Origin of the sequence: Azospirillum thermophilum, from assembly GCF_003130795.1 — a bacterium.
In the GTDB taxonomy this organism is placed as follows: domain Bacteria; phylum Pseudomonadota; class Alphaproteobacteria; order Azospirillales; family Azospirillaceae; genus Azospirillum; species Azospirillum thermophilum.
In genome coordinates, this window is the sequence record NZ_CP029353.1 from 2,279,643 (window position 1) to 2,304,031 (window position 24,389).

General features: G+C 70.9%; 24 protein-coding genes, 1 tRNA gene and 1 pseudogene. 18 read left to right on the forward strand and 8 right to left on the reverse strand.

Going from position 1 to position 24,389, the window contains the following annotated elements:
- Positions 1-45 precede the first annotated feature (45 nt).
- Complete coding sequence (locus DEW08_RS17155; RefSeq protein WP_146214710.1) at positions 46-339, reverse strand: hypothetical protein; 294 nt, start codon at positions 337-339, stop codon at positions 46-48.
- Between the two features lie 331 nt (positions 340-670).
- Here DEW08_RS17155 and acs point away from each other — a divergent pair, with 331 nt between their 5' ends.
- The 3 genes from acs (at position 671) to rpsA (ending at position 5,395) form a co-directional block, all read left to right on the forward strand.
- Positions 671-2,611, forward strand: a complete 1,941-nt coding sequence (gene acs, locus DEW08_RS17160) for an acetate--CoA ligase (protein WP_109329137.1) — start codon at positions 671-673, stop codon at positions 2,609-2,611.
- A 249-nt stretch (positions 2,612-2,860) separates the two neighbouring features.
- The gene (cmk, locus tag DEW08_RS17165) at positions 2,861-3,538 is read left to right on the forward strand and encodes a (d)CMP kinase (RefSeq protein WP_245986366.1); all 678 of its coding nucleotides are present in this window, start codon (positions 2,861-2,863) and stop codon (positions 3,536-3,538) included.
- A gap of 150 nt (positions 3,539-3,688) precedes the next feature.
- Positions 3,689-5,395: a 30S ribosomal protein S1 gene (gene rpsA / locus DEW08_RS17170; protein WP_109329141.1), complete on the forward strand. Its 1,707-nt coding sequence runs from the start codon at positions 3,689-3,691 to the stop codon at positions 5,393-5,395.
- 185 nt (positions 5,396-5,580) lie between these two features.
- Here rpsA and DEW08_RS17175 read toward each other — a convergent pair whose 3' ends face one another.
- From DEW08_RS17175 to DEW08_RS17195, 5 genes are all read right to left on the reverse strand, one after another.
- Positions 5,581-5,955 carry a response regulator gene (locus DEW08_RS17175; RefSeq protein ID WP_109329143.1) on the reverse strand — a complete coding sequence of 125 codons (375 nt, stop codon included), beginning with the start codon at positions 5,953-5,955 and terminating at the stop codon, positions 5,581-5,583.
- 91 nt (positions 5,956-6,046) lie between these two features.
- Complete coding sequence (locus DEW08_RS33220; RefSeq protein ID WP_109329145.1) at positions 6,047-7,438, reverse strand: sensor histidine kinase; 1,392 nt, start codon at positions 7,436-7,438, stop codon at positions 6,047-6,049.
- Positions 7,435-8,094, reverse strand: a complete 660-nt coding sequence (locus tag DEW08_RS17185) for a response regulator (protein ID WP_109329148.1) — start codon at positions 8,092-8,094, stop codon at positions 7,435-7,437. The genes DEW08_RS33220 and DEW08_RS17185 overlap by 4 nt, the downstream gene beginning before the upstream one ends.
- Positions 8,095-8,103: 9 nt before the next feature.
- Positions 8,104-8,505 carry a PepSY domain-containing protein gene (locus DEW08_RS17190; RefSeq protein ID WP_109329150.1) on the reverse strand — a complete coding sequence of 134 codons (402 nt, stop codon included), beginning with the start codon at positions 8,503-8,505 and terminating at the stop codon, positions 8,104-8,106.
- A gap of 88 nt (positions 8,506-8,593) precedes the next feature.
- Entirely contained in the window at positions 8,594-8,965 is a 372-nt protein-coding gene (locus tag DEW08_RS17195) for a hypothetical protein (RefSeq protein WP_109329152.1), read from the reverse strand.
- 233 nt (positions 8,966-9,198) lie between these two features.
- Between DEW08_RS17195 and DEW08_RS17200 the strand changes: the two genes are divergently transcribed.
- The 12 genes and pseudogenes from DEW08_RS17200 (at position 9,199) to DEW08_RS17235 (ending at position 19,911) form a co-directional block, all read left to right on the forward strand.
- Entirely contained in the window at positions 9,199-9,906 is a 708-nt protein-coding gene (locus tag DEW08_RS17200) for a Crp/Fnr family transcriptional regulator (protein ID WP_109329154.1), read from the forward strand.
- Between the two features lie 155 nt (positions 9,907-10,061).
- On the forward strand, positions 10,062-11,549 hold the full coding sequence (ccoG, locus tag DEW08_RS17205; protein ID WP_109329156.1) for a cytochrome c oxidase accessory protein CcoG: 1,488 nt from the start codon (positions 10,062-10,064) through the stop codon (positions 11,547-11,549).
- A gap of 397 nt (positions 11,550-11,946) precedes the next feature.
- Entirely contained in the window at positions 11,947-12,036 is a 90-nt protein-coding gene (kdpF, locus tag DEW08_RS17210) for a K(+)-transporting ATPase subunit F (RefSeq protein ID WP_109329158.1), read from the forward strand.
- 12 nt (positions 12,037-12,048) lie between these two features.
- Positions 12,049-13,757 (forward strand): annotated as a pseudogene (kdpA, locus tag DEW08_RS17215) (potassium-transporting ATPase subunit KdpA).
- 325 nt (positions 13,758-14,082) lie between these two features.
- Complete coding sequence (locus DEW08_RS33845) at positions 14,083-14,805, forward strand: P-type ATPase actuator domain-containing protein (RefSeq protein ID WP_245986367.1); 723 nt, start codon at positions 14,083-14,085, stop codon at positions 14,803-14,805.
- Entirely contained in the window at positions 14,688-15,005 is a 318-nt protein-coding gene (locus DEW08_RS33850) for an HAD family hydrolase (RefSeq protein WP_211107144.1), read from the forward strand. Before DEW08_RS33845 ends, DEW08_RS33850 begins: the two co-directional genes overlap by 118 nt.
- Positions 14,999-15,172 carry a hypothetical protein gene (locus tag DEW08_RS33855; protein ID WP_245986369.1) on the forward strand — a complete coding sequence of 58 codons (174 nt, stop codon included), beginning with the start codon at positions 14,999-15,001 and terminating at the stop codon, positions 15,170-15,172. Before DEW08_RS33850 ends, DEW08_RS33855 begins: the two co-directional genes overlap by 7 nt.
- On the forward strand, positions 15,133-15,546 hold the full coding sequence (locus tag DEW08_RS33860; RefSeq protein ID WP_245986371.1) for an HAD family hydrolase: 414 nt from the start codon (positions 15,133-15,135) through the stop codon (positions 15,544-15,546). Before DEW08_RS33855 ends, DEW08_RS33860 begins: the two co-directional genes overlap by 40 nt.
- Positions 15,547-15,721: 175 nt before the next feature.
- Positions 15,722-15,886, forward strand: coding sequence for a hypothetical protein (locus DEW08_RS33865; RefSeq protein ID WP_245986372.1), 165 nt, complete (start codon positions 15,722-15,724; stop codon positions 15,884-15,886).
- An 11-nt stretch (positions 15,887-15,897) separates the two neighbouring features.
- The gene (gene kdpC, locus DEW08_RS17225; RefSeq protein WP_109329160.1) at positions 15,898-16,473 is read left to right on the forward strand and encodes a potassium-transporting ATPase subunit KdpC; all 576 of its coding nucleotides are present in this window, start codon (positions 15,898-15,900) and stop codon (positions 16,471-16,473) included.
- Between the two features lie 196 nt (positions 16,474-16,669).
- On the forward strand, positions 16,670-19,216 hold the full coding sequence (locus tag DEW08_RS17230) for a sensor histidine kinase (protein WP_245986373.1): 2,547 nt from the start codon (positions 16,670-16,672) through the stop codon (positions 19,214-19,216).
- A complete protein-coding gene (locus DEW08_RS17235) occupies positions 19,213-19,911 on the forward strand; it encodes a response regulator (protein WP_109329162.1) in 699 nt (232 codons plus the stop codon). Before DEW08_RS17230 ends, DEW08_RS17235 begins: the two co-directional genes overlap by 4 nt.
- 97 nt (positions 19,912-20,008) lie before the next feature.
- Here DEW08_RS17235 and DEW08_RS17240 read toward each other — a convergent pair.
- Together DEW08_RS17240 and DEW08_RS17245 are read right to left on the reverse strand one after the other, a co-directional pair.
- Positions 20,009-20,084: transfer RNA gene (locus DEW08_RS17240), tRNA-Ala, on the reverse strand.
- A 127-nt stretch (positions 20,085-20,211) separates the two neighbouring features.
- Positions 20,212-20,604, reverse strand: a complete 393-nt coding sequence (locus DEW08_RS17245) for a TIGR02300 family protein (protein ID WP_109329164.1) — start codon at positions 20,602-20,604, stop codon at positions 20,212-20,214.
- A gap of 440 nt (positions 20,605-21,044) precedes the next feature.
- Between DEW08_RS17245 and aroA the strand changes: the two genes are divergently transcribed.
- The 3 genes from aroA (at position 21,045) to hemC (ending at position 24,249) form a co-directional block, all read left to right on the forward strand.
- Positions 21,045-22,385: a 3-phosphoshikimate 1-carboxyvinyltransferase gene (aroA, locus tag DEW08_RS17250; protein ID WP_109329166.1), complete on the forward strand. Its 1,341-nt coding sequence runs from the start codon at positions 21,045-21,047 to the stop codon at positions 22,383-22,385.
- 10 nt (positions 22,386-22,395) lie between these two features.
- Positions 22,396-23,259, forward strand: a complete 864-nt coding sequence (locus tag DEW08_RS17255) for a class I SAM-dependent methyltransferase (RefSeq protein WP_109329168.1) — start codon at positions 22,396-22,398, stop codon at positions 23,257-23,259.
- A gap of 63 nt (positions 23,260-23,322) precedes the next feature.
- Positions 23,323-24,249, forward strand: coding sequence for a hydroxymethylbilane synthase (gene hemC, locus DEW08_RS17260; RefSeq protein ID WP_109329170.1), 927 nt, complete (start codon positions 23,323-23,325; stop codon positions 24,247-24,249).
- The last annotated feature ends 140 nt before the right edge of the window (positions 24,250-24,389 follow it).

Below are 24,389 nucleotides of genomic sequence, written 5' to 3' on the forward strand. Positions count from 1 at the left end.
AGAGCGGCCGGGCCGCGGCGGCTTTGCCGGTCGCTCCGCGGCCGCTCACTCCACGGGTTGCGGGGCCGGCCGGGAGGCCGCCTGCGCGCCCGGCGCATCCTGCATGGCGGCGCGGAAGTCGCGCGTGGCCTGGAGCATGCGGCGCGCCATCGCCGCCACCTGGGCGGCGCCATCGGCGTCGCCCGTGGGATGGGGGCGGTCGGCCTCGCCGCCGGGGACGGCGCGCAGAACCGTGTCGATCGCCATCAGGCAGCTTCGGTTGGCGATCAGGGCCATGCGGTCGCACGCCTCGCCGCCGAACCCGTCATCGACCCCATCGAGCGTATTATTTCCAGCCATGCCGCCGACACCACCGCAAGGACGTCCCGCCCCTGCACGCTAGTACCGGTGCGTTAATGGCCGGTTAAGCTGGACAAGCAAAGCCTGGGCCGCGGCCAGTCATCGCGGCAAACCGTCGCATCGCTGACGTCGCGGAAGGTTTGTGCGACGCAGAATTGACACCTTGGCCCTTCAGAAGAGCGAACTCAACCCTACAATGGTCGGGGTGCTGGAGACCCGAATTGCTTGTGACCCCTCGTATATGTGTGGATAATGCACGCCAATTCGGGCGGCGGCCCGCCGCCTTCAAACCTGCTGGAACCAGCAGAAACTCAGGGGGATACGCGCAGCAATGACCGACAACACCTATTTTCCGGTGAAGCCCGAGGTCGCCCAGGCCGCGCACGTGGACGAGGCGGCTTACGCCCGCATGTACGAGCAGTCGGTCAAGGACCCGGAAGCCTTCTGGGGCGAGCACGGCAAGCGCCTGGACTGGATCAAGCCCTATTCCAAGGTGAAGGACGTCGACTACACCGGCGACGTGCACATCCGCTGGTTCTATGACGGCACCCTGAACGTCTCCGCCAACTGCATCGACCGCCACCTCGCCACCCGCGGCGACCAGACGGCGATCATCTTCGAGGGCGACGATCCGTCCGTCTCCAAGCACATCACCTACAAGGACCTGCACGAGCAGGTCTGCCGCCTCGCCAACGTCCTGAAGAAGAACGGCGTCAAGAAGGGCGACCGCGTCACCATCTACCTGCCGATGATCCCCGAGGCCGCCTATTCGATGCTGGCCTGCGCCCGCATCGGCGCCATCCATTCGGTGGTCTTCGGCGGCTTCTCGCCCGACAGCCTGAAGGACCGCATCGTCGACTGCGACAGCCACTTCGTCATCACCTCGGACGAGGGCCTGCGCGGCGGCCGCAAGGTCCCGCTGAAGGCGAACGCCGACAAGGCGGTGGCCGGCGCGCCGGGCGTCAAGCATGTCCTGGTGGTCAAGCACACCGGCGGCGACGTCGCCTGGACCGAGGGCCGCGACCTCTGGTACCACGAGGAGGTCGCCTCGGTTTCCGCCGACTGCCCGCCGGAGGAGATCAACGCCGAGGATCCGCTGTTCATCCTCTACACCTCGGGCTCGACCGGCAAGCCGAAGGGCGTGCTGCACACCTCGGGCGGCTATCTCGTCTACGCCTCGATGACGCACGAGTACGTCTTCGACTACAAGCCGGGCGAGATCTACTGGTGCACCGCCGACGTGGGCTGGGTCACCGGCCACAGCTACATCGTCTACGGCCCGCTGGCCAACGGCGCCACCACCCTGATGTTCGAGGGCGTGCCGACCTACCCGGACGTGTCGCGCTTCTGGCAGGTGGTCGACAAGCACAAGGTCAACATCTTCTACACCGCCCCGACCGCCATCCGCTCGCTGATGCGCGAGGGCGAGGCGCCGGTGAAGAAGACCTCCCGCGCGAGCCTGCGCGTCCTGGGTTCGGTCGGCGAGCCGATCAACCCGGAAGCCTGGCTGTGGTACTACAATGTGGTGGGCGACGCCCGCTGCCCGATCGTCGACACCTGGTGGCAGACCGAGACCGGCGGCATCCTGATCACCCCGCTGATCGGCGCCATCGGCCAGAAGCCGGGCTCGGCGACCAAGCCCTTCTTCGGCGTCCAGCCGGTGGTGGTGGACAACGAGGGCACCATCCTGGACGGCGAGACCGAGGGCAACCTGTGCATCGCCGACAGCTGGCCCGGCCAGATGCGCACCGTGTTCGGCGACCACGAGCGCTTCGTCCAGACCTACTTCTCGACCTTCCCCGGCAAGTACTTCACCGGTGACGGCTGCCGGCGCGACGCCGACGGCTATTACTGGATCACCGGCCGCGTCGACGACGTGATCAACGTGTCCGGCCACCGCATGGGCACCGCGGAGATCGAGAGCGCGCTGGTCGCCCACCCGAAGGTGGCGGAGGCGGCGGTCGTCGGCTATCCGCACGACCTGAAGGGCCAGGGCATCTACGCCTACGTCACGCTGAACGCCGGCGAGACGCCGTCGGAGGAGCTGCGCAAGGAGCTGGTGAACTGGGTCCGCAAGGAGATCGGCCCGATCGCCTCGCCCGACCTGATCCAGTGGGCGCCCGGCCTGCCGAAGACCCGCTCGGGCAAGATCATGCGCCGCATCCTGCGCAAGATCGCCGCGAACGAGCACGAGAGCCTGGGCGACACCTCGACGCTGGCCGACCCGACGGTCGTCACCGAGCTGATCGACAACCGCATGAACCAGGCCTGATCGGGCCGGGACCGAAGCAACCGGGGCTGACCGCCCCCTTCATCGACGACGCTGCGGCCGGGGGCCTTCCGCGAGGAGGGTCCCCGGTTTTCTTTCGCCCCCGCCGCGGTCGCACGGACGCGGGGTTGCGAGGCCCGCCGCCCTGCCCTGTCCGCCGGCCGGGCTTGACGGATACCATCCGACTTAACATTTCCGGGGCTAGCCGTTATGCCTAGCGCCGCTTCCTCCCCAGTCAAGGGTCCTGCGACCGTGGCCGTTCATACCCGCCCCCTCGTCATTGCCATCGATGGTCCCGCCGCGTCGGGCAAGGGCACGCTCGCCAAGCGCGTCGCCGCCGCCTATGGCTTCGCCCATCTCGACACCGGCTCGCTCTACCGCGCGGTCGGCGTCGCGGTCCTGCGGGCGGGCGGCGATCCGGCCGATCCCGCGGCGGCGGGCCGCGCCGCCCGCGACCTGCATCCGGAGGACGGCATCCTGGCCGACCCGGATCTGCGCACCGACGAGGCGGCGCAGGCCGCCAGCAAGGTGGCCGCGGTGCCGGAGGTGCGCGCCGCCCTGCTGGAGTTCCAGCGCCGCTTCGCCGAACAGCCGCCGGGCGGCGCCCCGGGGGCCGTGCTCGACGGGCGGGACATCGGGACCGTCGTCTGTCCCGGCGCCGACGCCAAGCTGTTCGTTACCGCTTCGGTAGAGGTGCGGGCCGACCGCCGACTCAAGGAGTTGCAGGGACGGGGGATTCCGGCTATACCGTCCGACGTCCTGGAGGACATGAAGGCTCGTGACGCGCGCGACAGCCAGAGAGCGGTAGCCCCGCTCCGTCCGGCTGCCGACGCTTTTGTGCTTGATACGTCCGCCCTCGACGCCGACCAGGCGTATGCAGCGGCGATCGCCCATATCGGTTCGAAGACCGGTCTCGGCCCAAAGGCCTGAGCGGCGCGTCCCGGGGCTTCCTGCTCTCCACGGAACCATTCAACCAAGTCGTCGGGCGTGGTGCCCGGCGCGGCGGTCCGTCGAGGTCCCCTCCGTTTTGCCGCGGGGGCGACCGGGATGGGCCGTTTCTGGCCAACCTTAGGAGTTTCAATGGCACAAGCTATGGCCCGGACCGGCGAGAAGGAAAGCTTCGCGGCTCTGCTCGAGGAGTCGCTCGGTGCGGCTGAGTCCCTGGAAGGCACCGTCGTCAAGGGGCGTGTCGTCTCCGTCGACAACGACATGGTCACCATCGACGTCGGCCTGAAGTCCGAGGGCCGCGTCCCGCTGAAGGAATTCGCCGTCGCCGGCCAGCCGCCCGAACTGAAGGCGGGCGACACGGTCGAGGTGTACCTGGAGCGCATGGAGGACAAGAACGGCGAGGCGATGCTGAGCCGTGAGAAGGCCAAGCGCGAGGAAGCCTGGGCGCTGCTGGAGAAGTCCTTCCAGGACCAGACCCGCGTCACCGGCGTCATCTTCGGCCGCGTCAAGGGTGGTTTCACCGTCGACCTGTCGGGCGCCGTGGCGTTCCTGCCGGGTTCGCAGGTGGACATCCGTCCGGTCCGCGACATCTCCCCGCTGCTGGGCACCCCGCAGCCCTTCCAGATCCTGAAGATGGACCGCTCGCGCGGCAACATCGTGGTGTCCCGCCGCGCCGTGCTCGAGGAGAGCCGTGCGGAGGCCCGTTCGGAGCTGGTGGCCAACCTCAAGGAAGGCCAGGTCCTGCAAGGTGTGGTCAAGAACATCACCGACTACGGCGCGTTCGTGGATCTGGGTGGTGTCGACGGCCTGCTGCACGTCACCGACATCGCGTGGCGCCGCATCAACCACCCGTCGGAGGCCCTGCAGATCGGCCAGACCGTCACGGTGCAGGTCATCCGCTTCAACCCGGAGACCCAGCGCATCAGCCTCGGCATGAAGCAGCTCGAGGCCGATCCGTGGGAGGGCGTGGAAGCCAAGTACCCGGTCGGCGCGAAGTTCAAGGGTCGCGTCACCAACATCACCGACTACGGCGCCTTCGTGGAGCTGGAGCCGGGCATCGAGGGTCTGGTCCACGTCTCCGAGATGTCCTGGACCAAGAAGAACGTCCATCCGGGCAAGATCGTGTCGACTTCGCAGGAAGTCGAGGTCATGGTCCTGGACGTCGATCCGCAGAAGCGCCGCATCAGCCTGGGCCTCAAGCAGTGCCTGGACAACCCGTGGGAGACCTTCCTCGACAAGTTCGGCCCGGGCACGGAGCTGGAAGGCGAGGTCAAGAACATCACCGAGTTCGGTCTGTTCGTCGGTCTGCCGGGCGACATCGACGGCATGGTCCACATGTCCGACCTCGACTGGAACAAGTCGGGTGAGGAGGCCATCGCCGAGTACAAGAAGGGCGACCGCGTCAAGGTCAAGGTCCTGGACGTGGACGTCGAGAAGGAGCGCATCAGCCTCGGCATCAAGCAGCTCGCGAGCGATCCGTTCGAGACTGCCGCTGCCGGCCTGAAGAAGAACGACGTCGTCACCTGCACCGTGACCCAGGTCACGGACGGCGGTATCGAGGTCGCCGTCGGCGAGGGCTTCACCGGCTTCATCCGCAAGTCGGACCTGTCCCGCGACCGCTCGGAGCAGCGTCCGGACCGTTTCGCCGTCGGCGAGAAGGTCGACGCGAAGGTCACCCAGATCGACCGCGGCTCCCGCCGCATCTCGCTGTCCATCAAGGCCCGCGAGATGGAGGAGGAGAAGCAGGCGATGGCCGAGTACGGCTCGTCCGACTCGGGCGCCTCGCTGGGCGACATCCTGGGCGCCGCTCTGAAGCGCAAGCAGCAGAACGACGAGTAATCCTTCGTCCCCTCCCCCGCCCTCCGGCCTGGCCGGCGGGCGGGACGGGCATGGACCTCAGGGTAAGGAAAAGGCCGCTTCCCATCGGGAGGCGGCCTTTTTCGTCGGCGGGGCCTGACGTCTTCCGTCGCCTCCCCGGAGGCGTTCCCGGTGGCCTCCCCGGTAGCGTTCCCGGCTCCGCGGTATCAGTCGGCGACCAGGGCGGCCAGCACTTCGGAGGCGAGCAGCGCCGGCTTGATCGGCTTGCTGATCACCCGGCGGATGCCGAGCTTGGCGAAGGCGGCGGCGGTCAGGTGACTCGGCACGCGCTCGTCGATGGCCGACAGGACGATGATGCGGATGCCGGGACGCAGGTTGCGGGCGGCCTGCACCATCTCGAACCCGTCATGCTCGGGCATGATGATGTCGGTGACCAGCAGGTCGAACTCGACGAAGGACAGGGTTTCGATCGCCTGCAGCACGCCGGAGCAGGCGGTGACCTCATGCCCTTCCTTCTTCAGGATGGCCTCGACGAGGCCTCGCGACACCGGATCGTCGTCGACGACGAGTAGTTTTGCCATGACCGCACGCTCCGGCTGTTCAAGGTCGGGGCGATAGCACAGACCCCGGCCGGAATCCATTGGGGATGAGGGCCGATCCCGCGAAAAAGCCTCAATGGTCGATCGCCGGCAGCTCCAGCACCGCCAGCAGCCCGCCGGACGGCGCCGGCTCCAGCCGCAGCGCCCCGCCATAGAGCGTGGCGAGGTCCTGGACGATGGCAAGGCCGAGGCCGCTGCCCGGAACGCTCTCGTCCAGCCGGACGCCGGGGGCCAGCACCTTGCGGCGCTGGTCGGCGGGCAGGCCGGGGCCGTCGTCCTCCACCCGCAGCTCCAGCCGCCCGGGAGCCTTGCGGCGCACCGTCACGCGCACGCCGCGCGCCGCCCATTTGCAGGCGTTGTCCAGCAGGTTGCCCAGCATCTCCTCGAAATCCTGGCGGTCGCCGCGGAAGACGGCATCCGGCGGCACCTCGGCCACGATGTCGAGCGCGCGGTGGTCGTAGAGCCGCTCCAGCGTGCGGACCAGCCGGGCGACCGCGTCGGGCAGCGGGGTCGCCACCCCCGGCACGCCCGACGAGGCGGCGGCACGGGCGCGGGCCATGTGGTGGTCGATGTGGCGGGTCATCACCGCCACCTGCGCGGCGATGCGCGGGCCGATGGTGGCGGCCGTCCCCGGCGTCAGGCCGTCCGCCTCGTTGCCGAGCACCGCGAGGCTGGTCTTCAGCGCATGGGCGAGGTTGCCGGCCTGGATGCGGGCGCGGGTCACCACCTCCTCGTTGTGGTCGAGCACGGCGTTCAGGTCGTCGACCAGCGGGCTGACCTCCGCCGGCATGCCGCCGGGCAGGCGCCGCGCCCGGCCGCGGCGGATTTCGGCGAGCTGGCGGCCCAGCCGGGCGAGCGGGCTGAGGCCGACCTGCACCTGCACCAGCGCCGCGCCGATCAGGGCCGCCGCCAGCACCAGCAGCGACAGGGCGAGCGTCCGGTTGAAGCTGGTCTCGGCGGCGGCCAGCTCCGCCTCGTCGCCCGCCACGGCCAGCCGCAGGGGGGCGCCGTCCGGCAGGACGACCGTGCGCTCGCGCACCGTCAGCCGCTGCCCCTCCGGCCCGGCCATGCGATGGGTGTGGATGACGCCGTCGGCGAGCCGGTCGGGCGGCAGCGCCAGCGCCCGGTCCCACAGCGAGCGCGAGCGCACCGCCTCCCCCGCCGCCCCTTCCACCTGCCAGTAGAGGCCGGAGAGCGGGCGGCGGAAGCGCGGGTCGCTGAGCGGGGTGCGCACCAGCGGCGCGCCGTCCGGCCCGCGTTCCAGCGCGGCGGTGAGCTGGTCGAGATGGGTGGTCAGCTCCGCCTCGAAGCGGGCGCGGACATGGGTGCGGAACAGGTCGGCCAGCAGCAGCCCGGCCAGGGCCAGCGCCAGCGTCACCCACACCGCCGCCCCGGCGAGCAGCCGGAAGCGCAGCGACCCGGCGAAGCGGCGGACGGCCGCGGGAAGGGCCGGACGCGGTCTCACGGCTCGTCGATCCGGTAGCCGAGCCCGCGCACGGTGCGGATGGCCTCCACCCCCAGCTTGCGCCGCAGCCGGCCGACGAACACCTCGATCGTGTTGGAATCGCGGTCGAAGTCCTGGGCATAGACATGCTCGGTCAGCTCGGTGCGCGACACCACCTGCCCCTTGCGGTGCATCAGGTAGGCGAGCACGCGGTATTCGAAGCTGGTCAGGTCGACCACCCGGCCGTCCACCGTCACCCGGCCGCTGCGGGTGTCGAGCAGGATGGGACCGCAGGCGATCTCCGCCGCCGCATGGCCCTTGGCCCGGCGGATCAGGGCGCGCAGCCGGGCCTGCAGCTCCTCCATGCGGAAGGGCTTGGCGAGATAGTCGTCGGCCCCGGCGTCGATGCCCTCCACCTTGTCGTGCCAGTGGTCGCGGGCGGTCAGGATCAGCACCGGCACCGCGATCCCCTGGCGCCGCCAGCTACGCAGCACGGTCAGCCCGTCGACCTTCGGCAGGCCGAGGTCGAGCACGACGGCGTCGTAGGGTTCCGTCTCGCCGAGGAAGCCGCCCTCCTCGCCGTCCGGCGCGGTGTCCACGGCGTAGCCCTCCGCGGTCAGCGTGTCGCGGAGCTGCCGGGACAGGGTCGGATCGTCCTCCACCACCAGGATGCGCATGGCCCGGTCCTACTCCTTGCGGTCCTGTGGCCTGTCGGAGGGCGGCCGGCCGTGATGGCCGGACCTGCGGCCACGGGCGGCCAGCAGTTCGCCGCTGGCGGCGTCGTAGACCAGCTTCATGATGCGGCCCCCCGGCGTCAGCAGCTTGATCTCGTAGACGAAGGGGGGCAGGTCGGGATCGTCGTCGTCGTCGTGGTCGTGCTCCTCGATCTCCACGTCGAGCACGGTGCCGCCGAACGTCGCCACCGCCTTGTCGACGATGCCCTCCAGCGGCAGGATCCGGCCGGCCCGCAGCGCCTCGCGCGCCCGGTCATGGTCCTCGCGGTCGGCCCGCGCCGCGCCGGGCAGGACCAGCAGCCCGGCGAGGATCAGGACGACAGACGGAACCAGGCGGAACGGCAGGCGGAGCATGGGCGGGCACCGTCTTGGGAAAGGGAGGAGGCCGCGGCGAACGATGGCCGCTGCCCCCTCCGGCGTCAATGCGCGTCGATGCGCGGGATCAGCGCTGCTGGTGACGGGCGAGGACGGAGCCGTCCGCGCGGATGATCTGGCGGGCGTCGAACTCGTCGCCGTCATCGTCCATGTGGCCGATCACGGTGACGGTGTCGCCCGGCTTCAGCCCGGCGGCGTCCTTCGTCTTGTTGTCGATGTCGATCCGGCGCACGCCGTCGCTCAGCACGAAGTCCTCCTCGTCCATCGACAGGATGGTGCCGACGATGGTGCCGGCCCCGGTCCGCGCGACCTCGTCGATGCTCATGGGGGCGGTGGCGACCTGCTGCCAGCCGCGGTGCCGTTCGCCGGCGAGTGCGGTTCCGGCCACGGTTCCGATCAGGACGACAAGGGCGGACGTGACGATGGTGGGAGTGCGCATGGAGTGGATTCCTTTGGCGAGAGGGAGATGGACGACAGCGCCGTCCGTCATGGGCGCCACTCTGCCCTCCCCTGCCTGAACCGGGCCTGAGCGGCGCGTTCAGATGCCGTTCAGCTTTGCGGATTGATCCGGGCAGATTGATCCCGGCGGATTGATCTGGCCCCTTGCCTCCGCCGGCCGCAGCCGCCAGGGTGGAACCGTTCCAACCCCGGGGGAATGAGGAGAAGAGCCGCGTGCGCCGGAGCCGCATCGACGCCGCCAGGCTGGGCACCGCCCAGTGCCGCAGTTGCGCCATCCGCGACCTCGTCCTGTTCGGCGACCTGCAGGAGGGCGATTTCGACCTCATCCACCTGCCGATCGACGAGCTGCGGCTGGCGCCGGGGGCTGCGCTCTACCATGCGGGCGAGGAGGGAAGCGCCCTCTTCACCATCCGCAGCGGCCTCGTCAAGCTGGTGCAGTTCCTGCCGGACGGCACGCAGCGGATCGTCCGGCTGCTGCGCCGCGGCGCCGTCGCCGGGCTGGAGGTGATGGTCGGCCGCCCCTACGAGCACACCGCCATCGCGCTGCAGGAGGTGGAGGCCTGCCGCCTGCCGCGCGAGGTGGTGGAGCGGCTGAGCCGCGAGACGCCGCGCCTGCACGGCCGGCTGATGGAGCGCTGGTACCAGTCGCTGCATCAGGCCGACGAATGGCTGACCGAGCTGTCCACCGGCAGCGCGCGGCGCAGGCTCGCCCGGCTGTTCCTGAAGCTGGCGGCCGACGCGCCGGACGAACCGGTGCTGCTGTCCGGCCGCGAGGATCTCGGCGCCATGCTCGGCATCGGGATGGAGACGGCCAGCCGCACCGTCGCGGAGTTCAAGCGCTCCCGCCTCGTCCGCGAAACCGCGCCCAACGTCTTCCTCTGCGACCTGCCGGCCCTGGAGGCGGTGGCGACCGAGGGCTGAAACGGCTTGCACCTCGCCTGCGACATAGCGGCGCTACGGCCGGTACCCGCCGCCCGGCGCCTGCAGGCTTTGCGGATTCGCAAGGCGAAGAACCGCGCCCGTCACTAGCGTGGCCCATCCCCGGCAGCGGGGTGGTGCACCATGGACGAGTGACGATGACCGTTTCCAGCCTCGCCGAAAAGACGGACCGGAACGGCGACGGGGCCCAGGCCGAGCCCCCGCGCCGCACCTCCTACTTTGCCGAACACCAGAAGATCCATCCCAAGTCGGTCCGCGGGACCTTCCGCCGGCTGAAATGGGCGGCGCTGATCCTTCTGCTGAGCCTCTATTACGTGACGCCCTGGATCCGCTGGGACCGCGGGCCGAACGCGCCGGACCAGGCGGTGCTGGTCGACATGCCGGGCCGCCGCCTCTACTTCTTCTTCGTCGAGCTGTGGCCGCAGCAGATCTATTACCTGACCGGCGTGCTGATCCTGAGCGCCGTCGGCCTGTTCCTCGCCACCGCGCTGGCCGGCCGCATCTGGTGCGGCTACGCCTGCCCGCAGACGGTGTGGACCGACCTGTTCATGTGGGTCGAGCGGCTGGTGGAAGGCGACCGCAGCGAGCGCATCCGCCTCGACAAGGCCCCCTGGTCCTTCGGGAAGCTGCGCAAGCGCGCGACGAAGCACGCCGTCTGGCTGCTGATCTCGCTGGCGACCGGCGGCGCCTGGATCTTCTACTTCAACGACGCCCCGACGCTGGTCGGCGAGATGCTGCGCTTCGAGGCGTCCGGCAACGTGCTGTTCTTCATCGGGCTGTTCACCGCCACGACCTATCTTCTGGCCGGCATGGCCCGCGAGCAGGTCTGCATCTACATGTGCCCCTGGCCGCGCTTCCAGTCGGCGATGATCGACGAGGAGAGCCTGGTCGTCACCTACGAGGCCTGGCGGGGCGAGGGGCGCGGACCGCTGCGCAAGTCCCAGTCGGCGGAGGAGCGCAAGGCGGCCGGCCTCGGCGACTGCATCGACTGCGGCGCCTGCGTCCATGTCTGCCCGACCGGCATCGACATCCGCAACGGGCCGCAGCTCGCCTGCATCGGCTGCGGGCTGTGCGTCGACGCCTGCAACGACGTGATGGCCCGCATCGGCCGCCCCGGCGACCTCGTCCGCTTCGATACGCTGAACGCCCAGGTCGCACGCACCGCCGGGGAGTCGCCGAAGTTCAAGCTGATCCGCCCGCGCACCATCATCTATTCGCTGATCCTGCTGGTGGTCGGCGGGGCGATGGTCGCCGGGCTGGTCTTCAAGCCGGCGCTGGACGTCAACATCCTGCGCGACCGCGCCCCGCTGTTCGTGCAGCTTTCCAACGGCGATCTCCAGAACGCCTACACCATCAAGATCCTGAACATGACCCGCGAGCCCCGCGACTACCGGCTGGAGTTCACGGGCCTGGCCGGCGCCAGCCTGTCGGTCGCCGGGGCGGAGGGCGCGGCCGGACAGACGGCGACCGTCCATGCCGATCCCGACAGCGTCGCCACCCACCGCATCCTCGTCCGCGTGCCGCGCGGCAACGTGACCCGGCCCTCCACCGACACCGAGTTCATCCTGACACCACTCGGCGGCGGGTCCCCGGTGCGCCACGGCACCGTCTTCCTCGGCCCCTGACGGGCCACCTCACCACGGGAGAGCAGCCATGAACTTCGACACCACCACCTACATCGCGCTCGCCGGGGCCGTCAGCGTCTTCGCGGTCACCATCGGGGTGTTCGTCTTCCTGCTGACCCGCGGCGGCAAGTAAGGCCCCGCCCGGCGCTGCGGGACCGCCGCATATACGCCTCCTATATGCGGCGACCGCCCCGGCCCCCATCGTTTTTATATGCGGGCCGGGTGCACTCTTGATCCTGCCAGCCCCGCCGCCCCGGACGATCCTCCGGACGGCGGGGCGCCGGTTCAGGAGGAATGAACATGCTGGACATCATCGTGCTGGCGGTCGCCGGGGCCTTCTTCGGCCTCGCCGTCGCCTACGTCTACGCCTGCGACCGGCTATAGGGAGCGGGCGGCCATGATGATCGACCTTCTGCTGAGCGGCGCGGTCGCCGCCGGGCTGCTCGGCTATCTCGTCTACGCCCTGGTCCGGCCGGAACGGTTCTGAGGAGACATCCCCATGACCGTGAACGGCTGGATCCAGATCCTGCTTTTCGTCGCCCTGGTGGCCGCCCTGGCGCGGCCGCTCGGCGGCTACATGACACGCGTCTTCACAGGCGGGCGCACCCTCCTCTCCCCCGTCCTGCGCCCGGTCGAACGGGGCCTCTACCGCCTCGCCGGCGTCGAGGAGGCGGAGGAGCAGCACTGGACGACCTACGCCGTCGCCATGCTGCTGTTCAACCTCGCCGGCCTGCTGCTGCTCTATGCGCTGCTGCGGCTGCAGGCCGCGCTGCCGCTGAACCCGCGGGAGATGGCGGCGGTGCCGCCCGACCTCGCCTTCAACACGGCGGTCAGCTTCGTCACCAACACCAACTGGCAGAACTACGGCGGCGAAACCACGCTCGGCCACCTCGTGCAGATGGCCGGGCTGACGGTGCAGAACTTCGTCTCCGCCGCCACCGGCATCGCGCTGGCCCTGGCGCTGGTGCGCGGCTTCGCGCGGGAGACGGCGCGGACCGTCGGCAATTTCTGGGTCGACCTGACCCGCGCCACCCTCTATGTGCTGCTGCCGCTCTCGCTCGTGCTGGCGCTGGCGCTGGTGTGGCAGGGCGTGCCGCAGACGCTGGCCGGTTCGGTCGAGGCGACCACGCTGGAAGGGGCGAGGCAGACCATCGCGCTCGGCCCCGTCGCCTCGCAGGAGGCGATCAAGATGCTGGGCACCAATGGCGGCGGCTTCTTCAACGTCAACTCCGCGCATCCCTTCGAGAACCCGACGGCGCTGACCAACCTGCTGGAGATGCTGGCGATCTTCGCCATCGGCGCCGGGCTGACCAACCTGTTCGGCCGCATGGTCGGCGACGAGCGGCAGGGCTGGGCGATCCTCGCCGCCATGGGCGTGCTGTTCGTCGCCGGCGTCGGGGTCGCCTATTGGGCGGAGGCCCAGGGCAACCCGGCGCTGGCCGCCCTCGGCGTCGATCCGGCCGCCGGCAACCTGGAGGGCAAGGAGACCCGCTTCGGCGTGGCGCTGAGCGCCCTGTTCGCCACGGTGACCACCGCGGCCTCCTGCGGCGCGGTCAACGCCATGCACGACAGCTTCACGCCGCTCGGCGGCATGGTGCCGCTGGTCAACATGATGCTGGGCGAGATCATCGTCGGCGGCGTCGGGGCCGGGCTCTACGGCATGCTGCTGTTCGCCATCGTCGCCCTGTTCGTCGCCGGGCTGATGGTCGGCCGCACGCCGGAGTATCTCGGCAAGAAGCTGGAGGCGAAGGAGGTCAAGATGACCATGCTCGCCGTGCTCTGCCTGCCGCTGATGATGCTGGGCTGGACCGCGCTCGCGGTGGCGACGCCCGCCGGCACCGCCGCGCTGGCCAATGCCGGCCCGCACGGCTTCACCGAGGCGCTCTACGCCTATGTCTCGGCCGCGGCCAACAACGGCAGCGCCTTCGCCGGGCTGGGCGGCAACACGCTCTGGTACAACCTGACGCTCGCCGTCGCCATGCTGGTCGGCCGCTTCTTCGTCATCGTGCCGATGATGGCGATCGCCGGATCGCTGGCGGGCAAGCGGCGCGCCCCGGCCTCGGCCGGCAGCTTCCCCACCCATGGCCCGCTGTTCGTCGGGCTGCTGGTCGCGTCATCCTGATCGTCGGCGGCCTCACCTTCTTCCCGGCCCTCGCCCTCGGCCCGCTGGCCGAGCATCTGGCGATGGCGGCCGGCACCCTCTATTGATCGGGAGCTTTCCGATGAAAGCCCACAAGACGCGCAAGGCCGCTTCCGGCCGGCGCCGCTCGGCCGCCACCCTGCTGGACCCGGCCATCCTGGGGCCGGCGGTCGGCCAGTCCTTCCGCAAGCTCGATCCGCGGATCATGATCCGCAACCCGGTGATGTTCTGCGTCGAGGTGGTGGCCGCCCTGACGACCCTGCTGTTCCTGCGCGACCTCGCCGCGGCTGTTCCTGCGCGACCTCGGCGGGCACGGCGCAGAACCCCGGCTTCGCCCTGCAGATCATCCTGTGGCTGTGGTTCACCCTGCTGTTCGCCAACTTCGCCGAGGCGGTGGCGGAGGGCCGCGGCAAGGCCCAGGCCGCCACGCTGCGCCGGACCAAGACCGAGACCAGCGCCCGGCTGCTGGCGGCGGACGGTTCGGTCGGCGTCGTCCCCGCCACCGCCCTCAAGCCCGGCGACGTCGTGCTGGTGGAGGCCGGCGACCTGATCCCGTCGGACGGCGAGGTGGTGGAGGGGGTGGCCTCCGTCAACGAAGCGGCCATCACCGGCGAGTCCGCCCCGGTCATCCGGGAATCGGGCGGCGACCGCTCGGCCGTCACCGGCGGCACGCAGGTGATCTCCGACTGGATCAAGGTGCGGATCACCGCCGCCCCCGGCTCCACCTTCCTCGACCGCATGATCTCGCTGGTGGAGGGCGCGCAGCGCCAGAAGACGCCGAACGAGATCGCGCTGAACATCCTGCTGGCCGGCATGACGATCATCTTCGTCATCGCCGTGGCGACGGTGCCGAGCTTCGCCGCCTATGCCGGCGGATCGGTCGGCGTGCCGGTGCTGGTGGCGCTGTTCGTCACGCTGATCCCCACCACCATCGGCGCGCTGCTGTCGCCATCGGCATCGCCGGCATGGACCGGCTGGTGCGCTTCAACGTGCTGGCCATGTCCGGCCGCGCGGTGGAGGCGGCCGGCGACGTCGACACGCTGCTGCTCGACAAGACCGGCACCATCACGCTGGGCAACCGGCAGGCGGCGGAGTTCATCCCGCTGGCCGGCGTGACGGAACGCGACCTCGCCGACGCGGCGCAGCTCGCCTCGCTGGCCGACGAGACGCCGGAGGGTCGCTCCATCACCGTGCTCGCCAAGGAGAGATACGGCATCCGCGGGCGGGCTGGCGGAGCGCGGCGGAGCGGCACGCCACCTTCATCCCCTTCTCGGCCCAGACCCGCATCAGCGGGGTGGACTGCGACGGGATGGTGATCCGCAAGGGGGCGGTGGACGCCGTGCTGGCCCATGTCAGGGAGGCGGGCCGCCGCCCCGCCACGGCGGAGCGCGAGCTGCAGGCCGTCGCCGAGCGGGTCGCCAAGTCCGGCGGGACGCCGCTGCGGTGGCGAAGGACGGCCGGCTGCTCGGCGTCATCCACCTGAAGGACATCGTCAAGGGCGGCATCCGCGAGCGTTTCGCCGCACTGCGCCAGATGGGCATCCGCACGGTGATGATCACCGGCGACAAACGCCATGACCGCCGCGGCCATCGCGGCGGAGGCCGGGGTGGACGACTTCCTCGCCCAGGCGACGCCGCGAGACCAAGCTGCAGCTCATCCGCGACGAGCAGGCGAAGGGCAAGCTGGTCGCCATGTGCGGCGACGGCACCAACGACGCCCCGGCGCTGGCCCAGGCCGACGTCGGACGTGGCGATGAACACCGGCACCATGGCGGCGCGCGAGGCCGGCAACATGGTCGACCTCGACAGCGACCCGACCAAGCTGATCGAGATCGTGGAGATCGGCAAGCAGCTCTGATGACCCGCGGCGCCCTGACCACCTTCTCCATCGCAACGACGTGGCGAAGTACTTCGCCATCATCCCGCGATGTTCCTGGCGGTCTACCCGCAGCTCCAGTCGCTCAACGTCATGGGGCTGAAGAGCCCGGAAAGCGCCATCCTGTCGGCGATTCATCTTCAACGCGCTGATCATCGTGGCGCTGATCCCGCTGGCGCTGAGGGGCGTGCGCTACCGCCGCGTCGGCGCGGCCGCCCTGCTGCGCCGCAACCTGCTGGTCTACGGCCTCGGCGGGCTGCTGGTGCCCTTCCTCGGCATCAAGCTGATCGACCTGCTGATCACCGCCGCCGGCCTCGTGTGAGGAGCCCTTCCATGCTGAAGCAACTGCGTCCCGCCCTGACCCTGATCGTCGCGATGACGGTGCTGACCGGCTGGCCTATCCGGCTGGCGGTCACCGGGCTCGCCCAGCTCGCCTTTCCGCGGCAGGCCAACGGCAGCCTGATCGAGCGCGGCGGCACGGTCGTCGGCTCCGCCCTCATCGGGCAGTCCTTCGCCGGCCCCGGCCGGTTCCACCCGCGCCCCTCCGCCACCGCCGGCCAGCCCTACGACGCGGCATCCTCCGGCGGCTCCAACCTCGGCCCGACCTCCGCCGCCCTGGCGGAGCGGGTGCGCGGCGACGTCGCGGCGCTGCAGGCGGCCAATCCCGGCCGGCCGGTGCCGGCCAATCTCGTCACCGCCTCGGGCAGCGGCCTCGACCCGCACATCACGCCGGCCGCCGCCGCGTATCAGGTCCCCCGCGTCTCGCGCGAGCGCGGCATCGCGGAGGCGGAGCTGCACGCCCTGGTCCGGGCGCACACCACCCCGCGGCTGCTCGGCGTGGTGGGCGAGCCGGTGGTCAATGTGCTGACGCTGAACCTTGCCCTGGACGAGGCCGCCGCCAGGCGGTAACGAGCCGGAAGGATCCCGAAGGGAAGCGCCGATGAAGTCCGACCGCCTCGACCGTCCCTCGCCGGAAGCCCTGCTGCGCCAGGCGGAGCGGAGGAGCGCGGGCGGCTGAAGATCTTCCTCGGCGCCGCCCCGGCGTCGGCAAGACCTACGCCATGCTGCAGGCGGCCCATGCCGGCTGGGCGAGGGCGCCGACCTCGTGGTCGGGGTGGTGGAGACCCATGGCCGGGAGGAGACCGGCCGGCTGCTCGCCGGGCTGGAGCAGGTGCCGCGGCGCCGGGTTCCCTACCGCGGCCATCTGCTGGACGAGATGGACCTGGACGCCATCCTGGCCCGCCGGCCGAAGATCGCGCTGGTCGACGAGCTGGCCCACACCAACGCCCCCGGCAGCCGCCACGCCAAGCGCTACCTCGACGTCGAGGAACTGCTGGCGGCCGGCATCGACGTCTACACCACGCTGAACATCCAGCATCTGGAGAGCCTGAACGACGTCGTCGCCAAGATCACCGGCGTCCGGGTGCGCGAAACGGTGCCCGACTCGCTGCTCGACCGCGCCGACGACATCGAGGTGATCGACCTCACGCCGGAGGACCTGATCCAGCGGCTGAAGGAGGGCAAGGTCTATGTCCCCCGCACGGCGGAGCGGGCGATCGTCCATTACTTCTCCCCCGGCAACCTGACGGCGCTGCGCGAGCTTGCGCTGCGCCGCACCGCCCAGCGGGTGGACGAGCAGTTGCTGACGCACATGCAGGCCAACGCCATCCGCGGCCCCTGGGCGGCGGGCGAGCGGCTGCTGGTCTGCGTCAACGAGCATCCCAACTGCGCCGCGGTGGTCCGCTACGCCCGCCGGCAGGCGGAGCGGCTGCGCGCCCCCTGGACCGCCATCCATGTCGAGACCACCGCCACGCTGCGGCTGGGCGAGGTGGAGCGCGACCGCATCGCCGACGCCCTGCGGCTGGTGGAGCGGCTGGGCGGCGAGGCGGTGACCATCCCCGGCCGCGACGTGGCGGACAGCGTCGTCGACTACGCCCAGGCCAACAACATCACCCACATCGTCATCGCCAAGTCCGGCCGGCCCCGCTGGTCGGAGATGCTGCACGGATCGGTCGCCCATACCCTGATCCGCCGCGCCGGCGACATCAGCGTCCATGTCATCGCCGCCGACTCCGGAGAGCCGATCCCGGCCAAGACCGTCCGCACCGCGCCGCCACGCCGCCACCGCATCGACGGCTGGCCCTTCCTCGCCGCCGCCGCCTATGTCGCGGTGGCGCTCGGCGCCGGGCTGCTGCTCGAGATGGTGCTGGAGGTCGGCAACATCGCGCTGGTCTTCCTGATGGCCGTGCTGGCGAGTGCGGTGACCGGCGGCCTCGCCGTGTCGCTGTTCGCCAGCCTCGCCAGCGTGCTGGCCTTCAACTTCTTCTTCCTGCCGCCGCTCCACACCTTCACCATCGCCGACCCGGAGAACATCGTCGCCCTGTTCTTCTTCGCGGTGGTGGCGGTGATCGCCAGCAACCTGACCGCCCGCATGCGCGCCCAGGCGCTGGCCGCCCGCCAGAGGGCGAAGACGACGGAGGACCTGTATCTATTCAGCCGCAAGCTGGCGGCCGTGGTCACGCTGGACGACCTGCTGTGGGCGACCGCCTACCACATCGCCGCCATGCTGACGGTGCGCGTGGTGCTTCTGCTGCCGGAGGGCGAGGGCATCGCGGTGCGCGCCGGCTATCCGCCGGAGGACATGCTGGAGGAGGCCGACCTCGCCGCCGCGAGATGGGCGTGGGACCACAACCACCCGGCCGGCCGCGGCGCCGACACGCTGCCCGGCGCCAAGTGGCTGTTCCTGCCCATGCGCACCGGCCGCGGCGCGGTCGGGGTGGCGGGAATCGACGGCGGGCGGTCCGGCGCGCTGCTGACGCCGGACCAGCGGCGCCTGCTCGACGCGCTGCTCGACCAGGCCGCCTCGGCGATCGAGCGGATCAACCTCGCCGCCGACCTCGACAGCGCCCGGCTGGCGGCGGAGACGGAGCGGCTGCGCTCGGCCCTGCTCACCTCCATCTCGCACGACCTGCGCACGCCGCTGGCCTCCATCCTGGGGTCGGCGACCAGCCTCAACAGCTACGGCCCGATGCTGGACGACGAGCAGCGCCGCGAGCTGACCACCACCATCCAGGAGGAGGCCGAGCGGCTGAACCGCTTCATCGCCAACCTGCTGGACATGACGCGGCTGGAAGCCGGCGCCATCCGGCCGGACAGCGGCCCGGTCGACCTCGGCGAGATCGTCGGCAGCGCGCTGGAGCGCACCAGCCGCATCCTGGCCGGCCATCGGGTCGAGGTCGACCTCGCCCGCGACCTGCCGATGCTGAAGGTCGACTCGGTGCTGTTCGAGCAGGTGCTGTTCAACCTGCTGGACAATGCGGCGAAATACGCCCCGCCGGGCTCGCTGGTCGAGCTGCGGGCCTGGCGGGAGGGAGAGGGCGTGCGCATCGAGATCCGCGACGAGGGGGACGGCATTCCCCCCGCCGATGTGGACCGCATCTTCGACAAGTTCTACCGTGTGAACGCCCGGGACCGGCAGCGCGCCGGCACCGGGCTCGGCCTTGCCATCTGCCGCGGCTTCGTCGAGGCGATGGGCGGCACCATCACCGCCGGCAACCGCGGCGACCGCAGCGGCGCCGTCTTCACCGTGATCCTTCCGGCGGCACCCGACCCGCCGGAGATGGAGGAGGAGAAAGAGGGCCACCCGCGATGAAGTCCGACACCGTTGCGCGCCGCGTCCTGGTGGTCGACGACGAGCCGCCGATCCGCCGCTTCCTGCGGGCGACGCTGGCCTCCCAGGGCTACGAGGTGGCGGAGGCCGCGGACGGCGCCGCCGCGCTGGAGGAGGTGCGCCGCCGCCCGCCGGACCTGCTGATCCTCGACCTCGGCCTGCCGGACATGGACGGGCTGGAGGTCATCCGCCGGCTGCGCGGGTCGGGCGTCGTGCTGCCCATCATCGTGCTGTCGAGCCGGCTGGACGAGGCCGGCAAGGTGGAGGCGCTCGACCTCGGCGCCGACGACTACGTCACCAAGCCCTTCGGGATGGAGGAGCTGCTGGCCCGCCTGCGCGCCGCCCTGCGCCACCGGCTGCAGCGCCAGGGGGAGGCGCCGGTCTTCCGCAGCGGCGACCTGTCGGTGGACCTCGTCCGCCGCCTCGTCACCCTGGCGGGCGAGGAGGTGAAGCTGTCGCCGCGCGAGTACGACCTGCTGCGCCTGCTGGTCGCCCATGCCGGCAAGGTCCTGACCCACCGCTTCATCCTGAAGGAGGTTTGGGGGGCGGAGACGGACATCCAGTATCTGCGGATCTACATCCGCCAGCTCCGCCAGAAGATCGAGCCCGACCCGGAGCGCCCGCGCCACATCCTGACCGAGACCGGCGTCGGCTACCGCCTGCGCGCCCCGGACTGAGGGGGCGCTTCGCATGGCGAAGACCCTGCCCGCCTGCCGGCGGCGGACCGGAACGCAGCAAGGGCCCGGCGATCGCTCGCCGAGCCCTTGCTTGATTTGGTGGAGCCAAGGAGGATCGAACTCCTGACCTCTACAATGCCATTGTAGCGCTCTCCCAGCTGAGCTATGGCCCCGAAACCCTGGGATGCTGGCCGTTTCGGCCGGCGTCGGTGGAGCGGGATATTAGCCAGGAGAGGAGGCGATGCAAGAGAAAAATTCAGCCCCTCTCCACTTTTTTCCCGGACCGCCGGAGAGGGCGCCTCAGCGCTCCTCCTCGTCCTCGCCCTCGACGTCGACGACCTCGTCCATGTCGTCCTCGCCCAGCTCCGAGGTGTCCTCGATCAGGACGTCGTCCTCGTCCTCGGCCGTCTCGTCCGCGTCGTCGATGTCCTCCACCGCGACCTCGTCCTCGACATCCTCCAGCTCGGCAGCCTCCTCGTCCTCGGCGCCGGTCTCCGCCTCCTCGTCATCGACCAGCGGAGCCTTCTTCACGTCGTCGACCGGCACCGGGCGGGCCTTGCGCGACTTCAGCAGCGCCTCGGGGTCGAACTGCGCGCCGCAGCTCGGGCACACAGGCGGGTCCTTGCGCATGTCGTAGTAGCGGGCGCCGCAGCTCGGGCAGATGCGCTTGACGCCCCATTCGGGTTTGGCCACGACACGTCCTCCGTCAGAATCCTTGGAATTCAAGAGGCGCCCTTTGCCATGGCGGCGGGCGCTTGTCAAAAAAAAGATGTGATCCGGCTACAGCCGTGCCCTTACGACGCACGCCGCCATCGGCCGGGCGAAGGCTTATGCCATCGGGGCAGGAGTTTCTTCACCTGCTATTAACCATAATTGGTTGATGATGCTCCTGCACATCGTGCAACTCCTCCATTTGGTTTCCTCCCTCGACCTCAAGGCCGCGTCCCGCGCGGCCTTTTTTGTGCGCCCCGTCTCCGCGCTCCCCGTTTCCATGACCCCGGCCGCGCATCCCGTCCCGTGGCGAAACGGTGCATCGGCGGGGCGGGAACGGTTCGATGCAGTGGGCAAGAACGGGTCGGCTGTGCTAGGTAAACCGGCCATATTCTTTCGCTGACCATCAAGGACCTTTCCCCATGTCGCAGGCGAAGCCGCTGCGCTCTTCCTCCACCGGCGCGCTCACGGGCACCTTGCGGGTGCCGGGCGACAAGTCGATCTCGCACCGCTCCCTGATGTTCGGCGCCATCGCGGTCGGCGAGACCGTGATCCATGGCCTGCTGGAGGGCGAGGACGTCCTTCACACCGCGGCGGCCATGCGGCTGCTGGGAGCCACGGCCGAGCGCGACGCGGCCGGCGTGTGGCGCGTGCGCGGCGTCGGGCTCGGCGGGCTGGCGGAGCCGGCGCAGGTGCTCGACATGGGCAACAGCGGCACGGCGGCGCGGCTGCTGATCGGTCTGGTCGCCTCCCATCCCATCACCTGCGTGTTCACCGGCGACGCGTCGCTGAACAAGCGGCCGATGGCGCGCGTCACCACGCCGCTGGAGCAGATGGGCGCCCGCTTCGTCTCCCGCTCCGGCGGGCGGCTGCCGCTGACCGTGATCGGCAGCGACCGCACCGTGCCGGTCACCTACCGGCTGCCGGTCGCCTCGGCCCAGGTGAAGTCGGCGATCCTGCTCTGCGGCCTCAACACCGCCGGCACCACCACGGTGATCGAGGCGGAGCCGACCCGCGACCACACCGAGCTGATGCTGCGCCATTTCGGCGCCACCGTGACGACCGAGCGGCTGGAGGACGGGGCGCTCGCCGTGTCCGTCACCGGCCAGCCGGAACTGACCGGGCGGACCATCCAGGTGCCGGCCGACCCCAGCTCCGCCGCCTTCCCGGCGGTCGCCGCCCTGCTGCGGCCGGGGTCGGAACTCGTGCTGCTGGAGGTCGGGATGAACCCGCGCCGCACCGGCCTCTACGACACGCTGGTGGAGATGGGGGCCGACATCGCCTTCGAGAACCGCCGCGATCTGGCCGGCGAGCCGGTGGCCGACCTGCGGGTGAAGCACGGGCCGCTGAAGGGCGTCGTGGTCCCGGCCGACCGCGCCCCCAGCATGATCGACGAGTATCCCATCCTCGCCGCCGCCGCCGCCTGTGCCGAGGGCACCACCGTGATGCTGGGCCTCAAGGAGCTGCGGGTGAAGGAGAGCGACCGCCTCGCCATGGTGGCCGAGGGCCTGACCCGCTGCGGCGTCCGGGTCGAGGTGGGGGCCGACGACAGCCTGACCGTCCACGGCACCGGCCGGCCGCCGCAGGGCGGGGCGACGGTCGCCACCGCCATGGATCACCGCATCGCCATGAGCTTCCTGGTGCTTGGCATGGCTTCGGCCGAGCCGGTCCAGGTGGACGACGGCGCCTTCATCGACACCAGCTTCCCCGGCTTCGTGTCGCTGATGAACGGGCTGGGCGCCAAGATCGCCGACGCGGCCTGAGGCGGAGCGCGTGAACCCCGGCACGCCGGCCGGCGACGGCAGCATCCTCTACTACGACGCCGATTACCCCTCGCTGGAGCTGGGGCCGGCGCGGGCGGAGGATGTGGCGGCGCTGGCGCGCGTCGGGATGCTGGGCGACGTCGCCTTCTACCTGGAGGCGGCGGCCGGCCTGGACAGGGTGCTGGAGGTCGGCTGCGGCACCGGCCGGCTGGCCATCCCGCTGGCCCGCCAGGGGGCGGAGCTGCTGGGGGTCGACGTGTCGGGCCCCATGCTGGACCGGCTGCGCGCCCGGCTGGCGGCCGAGCCGCCGGAGGTCGTGCGGCGGGTGCGGCTGATCGAGGGCGATGCCGCCGACCTCGACCTGTCCGCCCCGGATCCGGCGTATCCGGACCTTGCCGGCTGGCGCGCCGACCTCGTCCTGCTGCCCTTCAACCTGCTGATGCTGGCGCCCGATGCCGGCCATCAGCGGCGGGTTCTCGCGGCGGCGGCACGCCATCTGCGGCCGGGCGGCCGGCTGGTGCTGGACGTGATGAACCCGCTCGCCCTGCCGCTGGAGGCCGAGCGGCGCCCATCCCCCTCGCAGCCGCGCGTGAACCCCGAGACCGGCAACCGCTATGTCCGCCATGCCCAGGCCGCCGCGATGGACGAGACGCAGGTGCAGCGGCTGAGCGGCTGGTACGACGAGCTGCTGCCCGACGGCGGCATCCGCAGCACCTCCTTCGCCTTCGCCTGGCGGATGGTCTACCGGGAGGAGCTGGAGCGGATGCTGGCCGAGACCGGCTTCGCGGTCGAGGCGGTGTCCGGCGGCTTCGACGGCACCCCATGGACGGAGCGGAGCAGCCGGATCATCGTCCGGGCCAATACAATCGTCTGAATTCCCGGCCGGAGGGCGGGCCGAGGCTTGCAAACCGCGCGGGATCCCCTAGAACACGGAACCATGACCCATCCGCTCCGCATCGGCACCCGCGGCAGTCCCCTCGCGCTGGCGCAGGCCCACGAAACCCGCGACCGGCTCATCGCCGCCCACCCGCATCTGGCTGCTCCCGGCGCCATCGAGATCGTCGTCTTCAAGACGACGGGCGACCGCATCCTGGACCGCACCCTGGCGGAGGCCGGCGGCAAGGGCCTCTTCACCAAGGAGCTGGAGGAGGCGCTGTACGACGGCCGCGCCGACCTCGCCGTCCACTCGATGAAGGACGTGCCGACCGTCCTGCCGCCGGGGCTGGAGATCGCCGCCCTGCTGCCGCGCGAGGACGTGCGCGACGCGCTGTTCACCCGCGGCGGCCATGGCCTGGACGACCTGCCGGCCGGGTCGCTGGTCGGCACCGCCGGGCTGCGCCGCCAGGCCCAGATCCTGGAGCGGCGGCCCGACCTGCGGGTGGTGCCGCTGCGCGGCAACGTCCAGACGCGGCTGTCCAAGCTCGACGCCGGGGAGGTGGACGCGACCCTGCTGGCGCTGGCCGGCCTGCGCCGGCTCGGCCTGACCGAGCGGATCACCGCGGTGCTGGAGCCGGAGGTCATGCTGCCGGCGGTGGCGCAGGGCGCCATCGGGATCGAGATCCGCAGCGACGACGCCACCACCCGCGCCCTGCTGGCGCCGCTGCACTGCGCCGGCACGGCCAGCCGCGTGATCGCGGAGCGTGCCTTCCTCGGCGCGCTGGACGGTTCCTGCCGGACGCCGATCGCCGCCATGGCGGTGCTGGACGGCGGCCGGCTGCACATGCGCGGCAAGGTGCTGTCGACGGACGGACGGCAGGTCTTCCGCATCGAGCGCAGCGGTCCCGCCGCCGACGGGCCGGCGATGGGCGCCGATGCCGGGGCGGAGATCAAGGCGGCGCTTCCGCCCGACTTCTTCCTGCCGTAACAGACCCGTACCGCCGGCCGGCCGCACCCCTGGCGTACAGGAGGTACGCCGGACGTACAGGCGCCGCCTCCCCTTCCGGCGTAGCCCATCGGCGGCCCGCATCCGGAGTCGCGGCGCCGGCCGCGCCCCGTACAGGCCCG

Coding starts and splice junctions, on each gene's coding strand:
- DEW08_RS17155 (WP_146214710.1), bottom strand. CDS start 339: ATGGCTGGAAATAATACGCTCGATGGGGTCGATGACGGGTTCGGCGGC.
- acs (WP_109329137.1), top strand. CDS start 671: ATGACCGACAACACCTATTTTCCGGTGAAGCCCGAGGTCGCCCAGGCC.
- rpsA (WP_109329141.1), top strand. CDS start 3,689: ATGGCACAAGCTATGGCCCGGACCGGCGAGAAGGAAAGCTTCGCGGCT.
- DEW08_RS17175 (WP_109329143.1), bottom strand. CDS start 5,955: ATGGCAAAACTACTCGTCGTCGACGACGATCCGGTGTCGCGAGGCCTC.
- DEW08_RS17185 (WP_109329148.1), bottom strand. CDS start 8,094: ATGCGCATCCTGGTGGTGGAGGACGATCCGACCCTGTCCCGGCAGCTC.
- DEW08_RS17190 (WP_109329150.1), bottom strand. CDS start 8,505: ATGCTCCGCCTGCCGTTCCGCCTGGTTCCGTCTGTCGTCCTGATCCTC.
- DEW08_RS17195 (WP_109329152.1), bottom strand. CDS start 8,965: ATGCGCACTCCCACCATCGTCACGTCCGCCCTTGTCGTCCTGATCGGA.
- ccoG (WP_109329156.1), top strand. CDS start 10,062: ATGACCGTTTCCAGCCTCGCCGAAAAGACGGACCGGAACGGCGACGGG.
- kdpF (WP_109329158.1), top strand. CDS start 11,947: ATGATGATCGACCTTCTGCTGAGCGGCGCGGTCGCCGCCGGGCTGCTC.
- DEW08_RS33850 (WP_211107144.1), top strand. CDS start 14,688: ATGTCCGGCCGCGCGGTGGAGGCGGCCGGCGACGTCGACACGCTGCTG.
- DEW08_RS33855 (WP_245986369.1), top strand. CDS start 14,999: ATGGTGATCCGCAAGGGGGCGGTGGACGCCGTGCTGGCCCATGTCAGG.
- kdpC (WP_109329160.1), top strand. CDS start 15,898: ATGCTGAAGCAACTGCGTCCCGCCCTGACCCTGATCGTCGCGATGACG.
- DEW08_RS17235 (WP_109329162.1), top strand. CDS start 19,213: ATGAAGTCCGACACCGTTGCGCGCCGCGTCCTGGTGGTCGACGACGAG.
- aroA (WP_109329166.1), top strand. CDS start 21,045: ATGTCGCAGGCGAAGCCGCTGCGCTCTTCCTCCACCGGCGCGCTCACG.
- hemC (WP_109329170.1), top strand. CDS start 23,323: ATGACCCATCCGCTCCGCATCGGCACCCGCGGCAGTCCCCTCGCGCTG.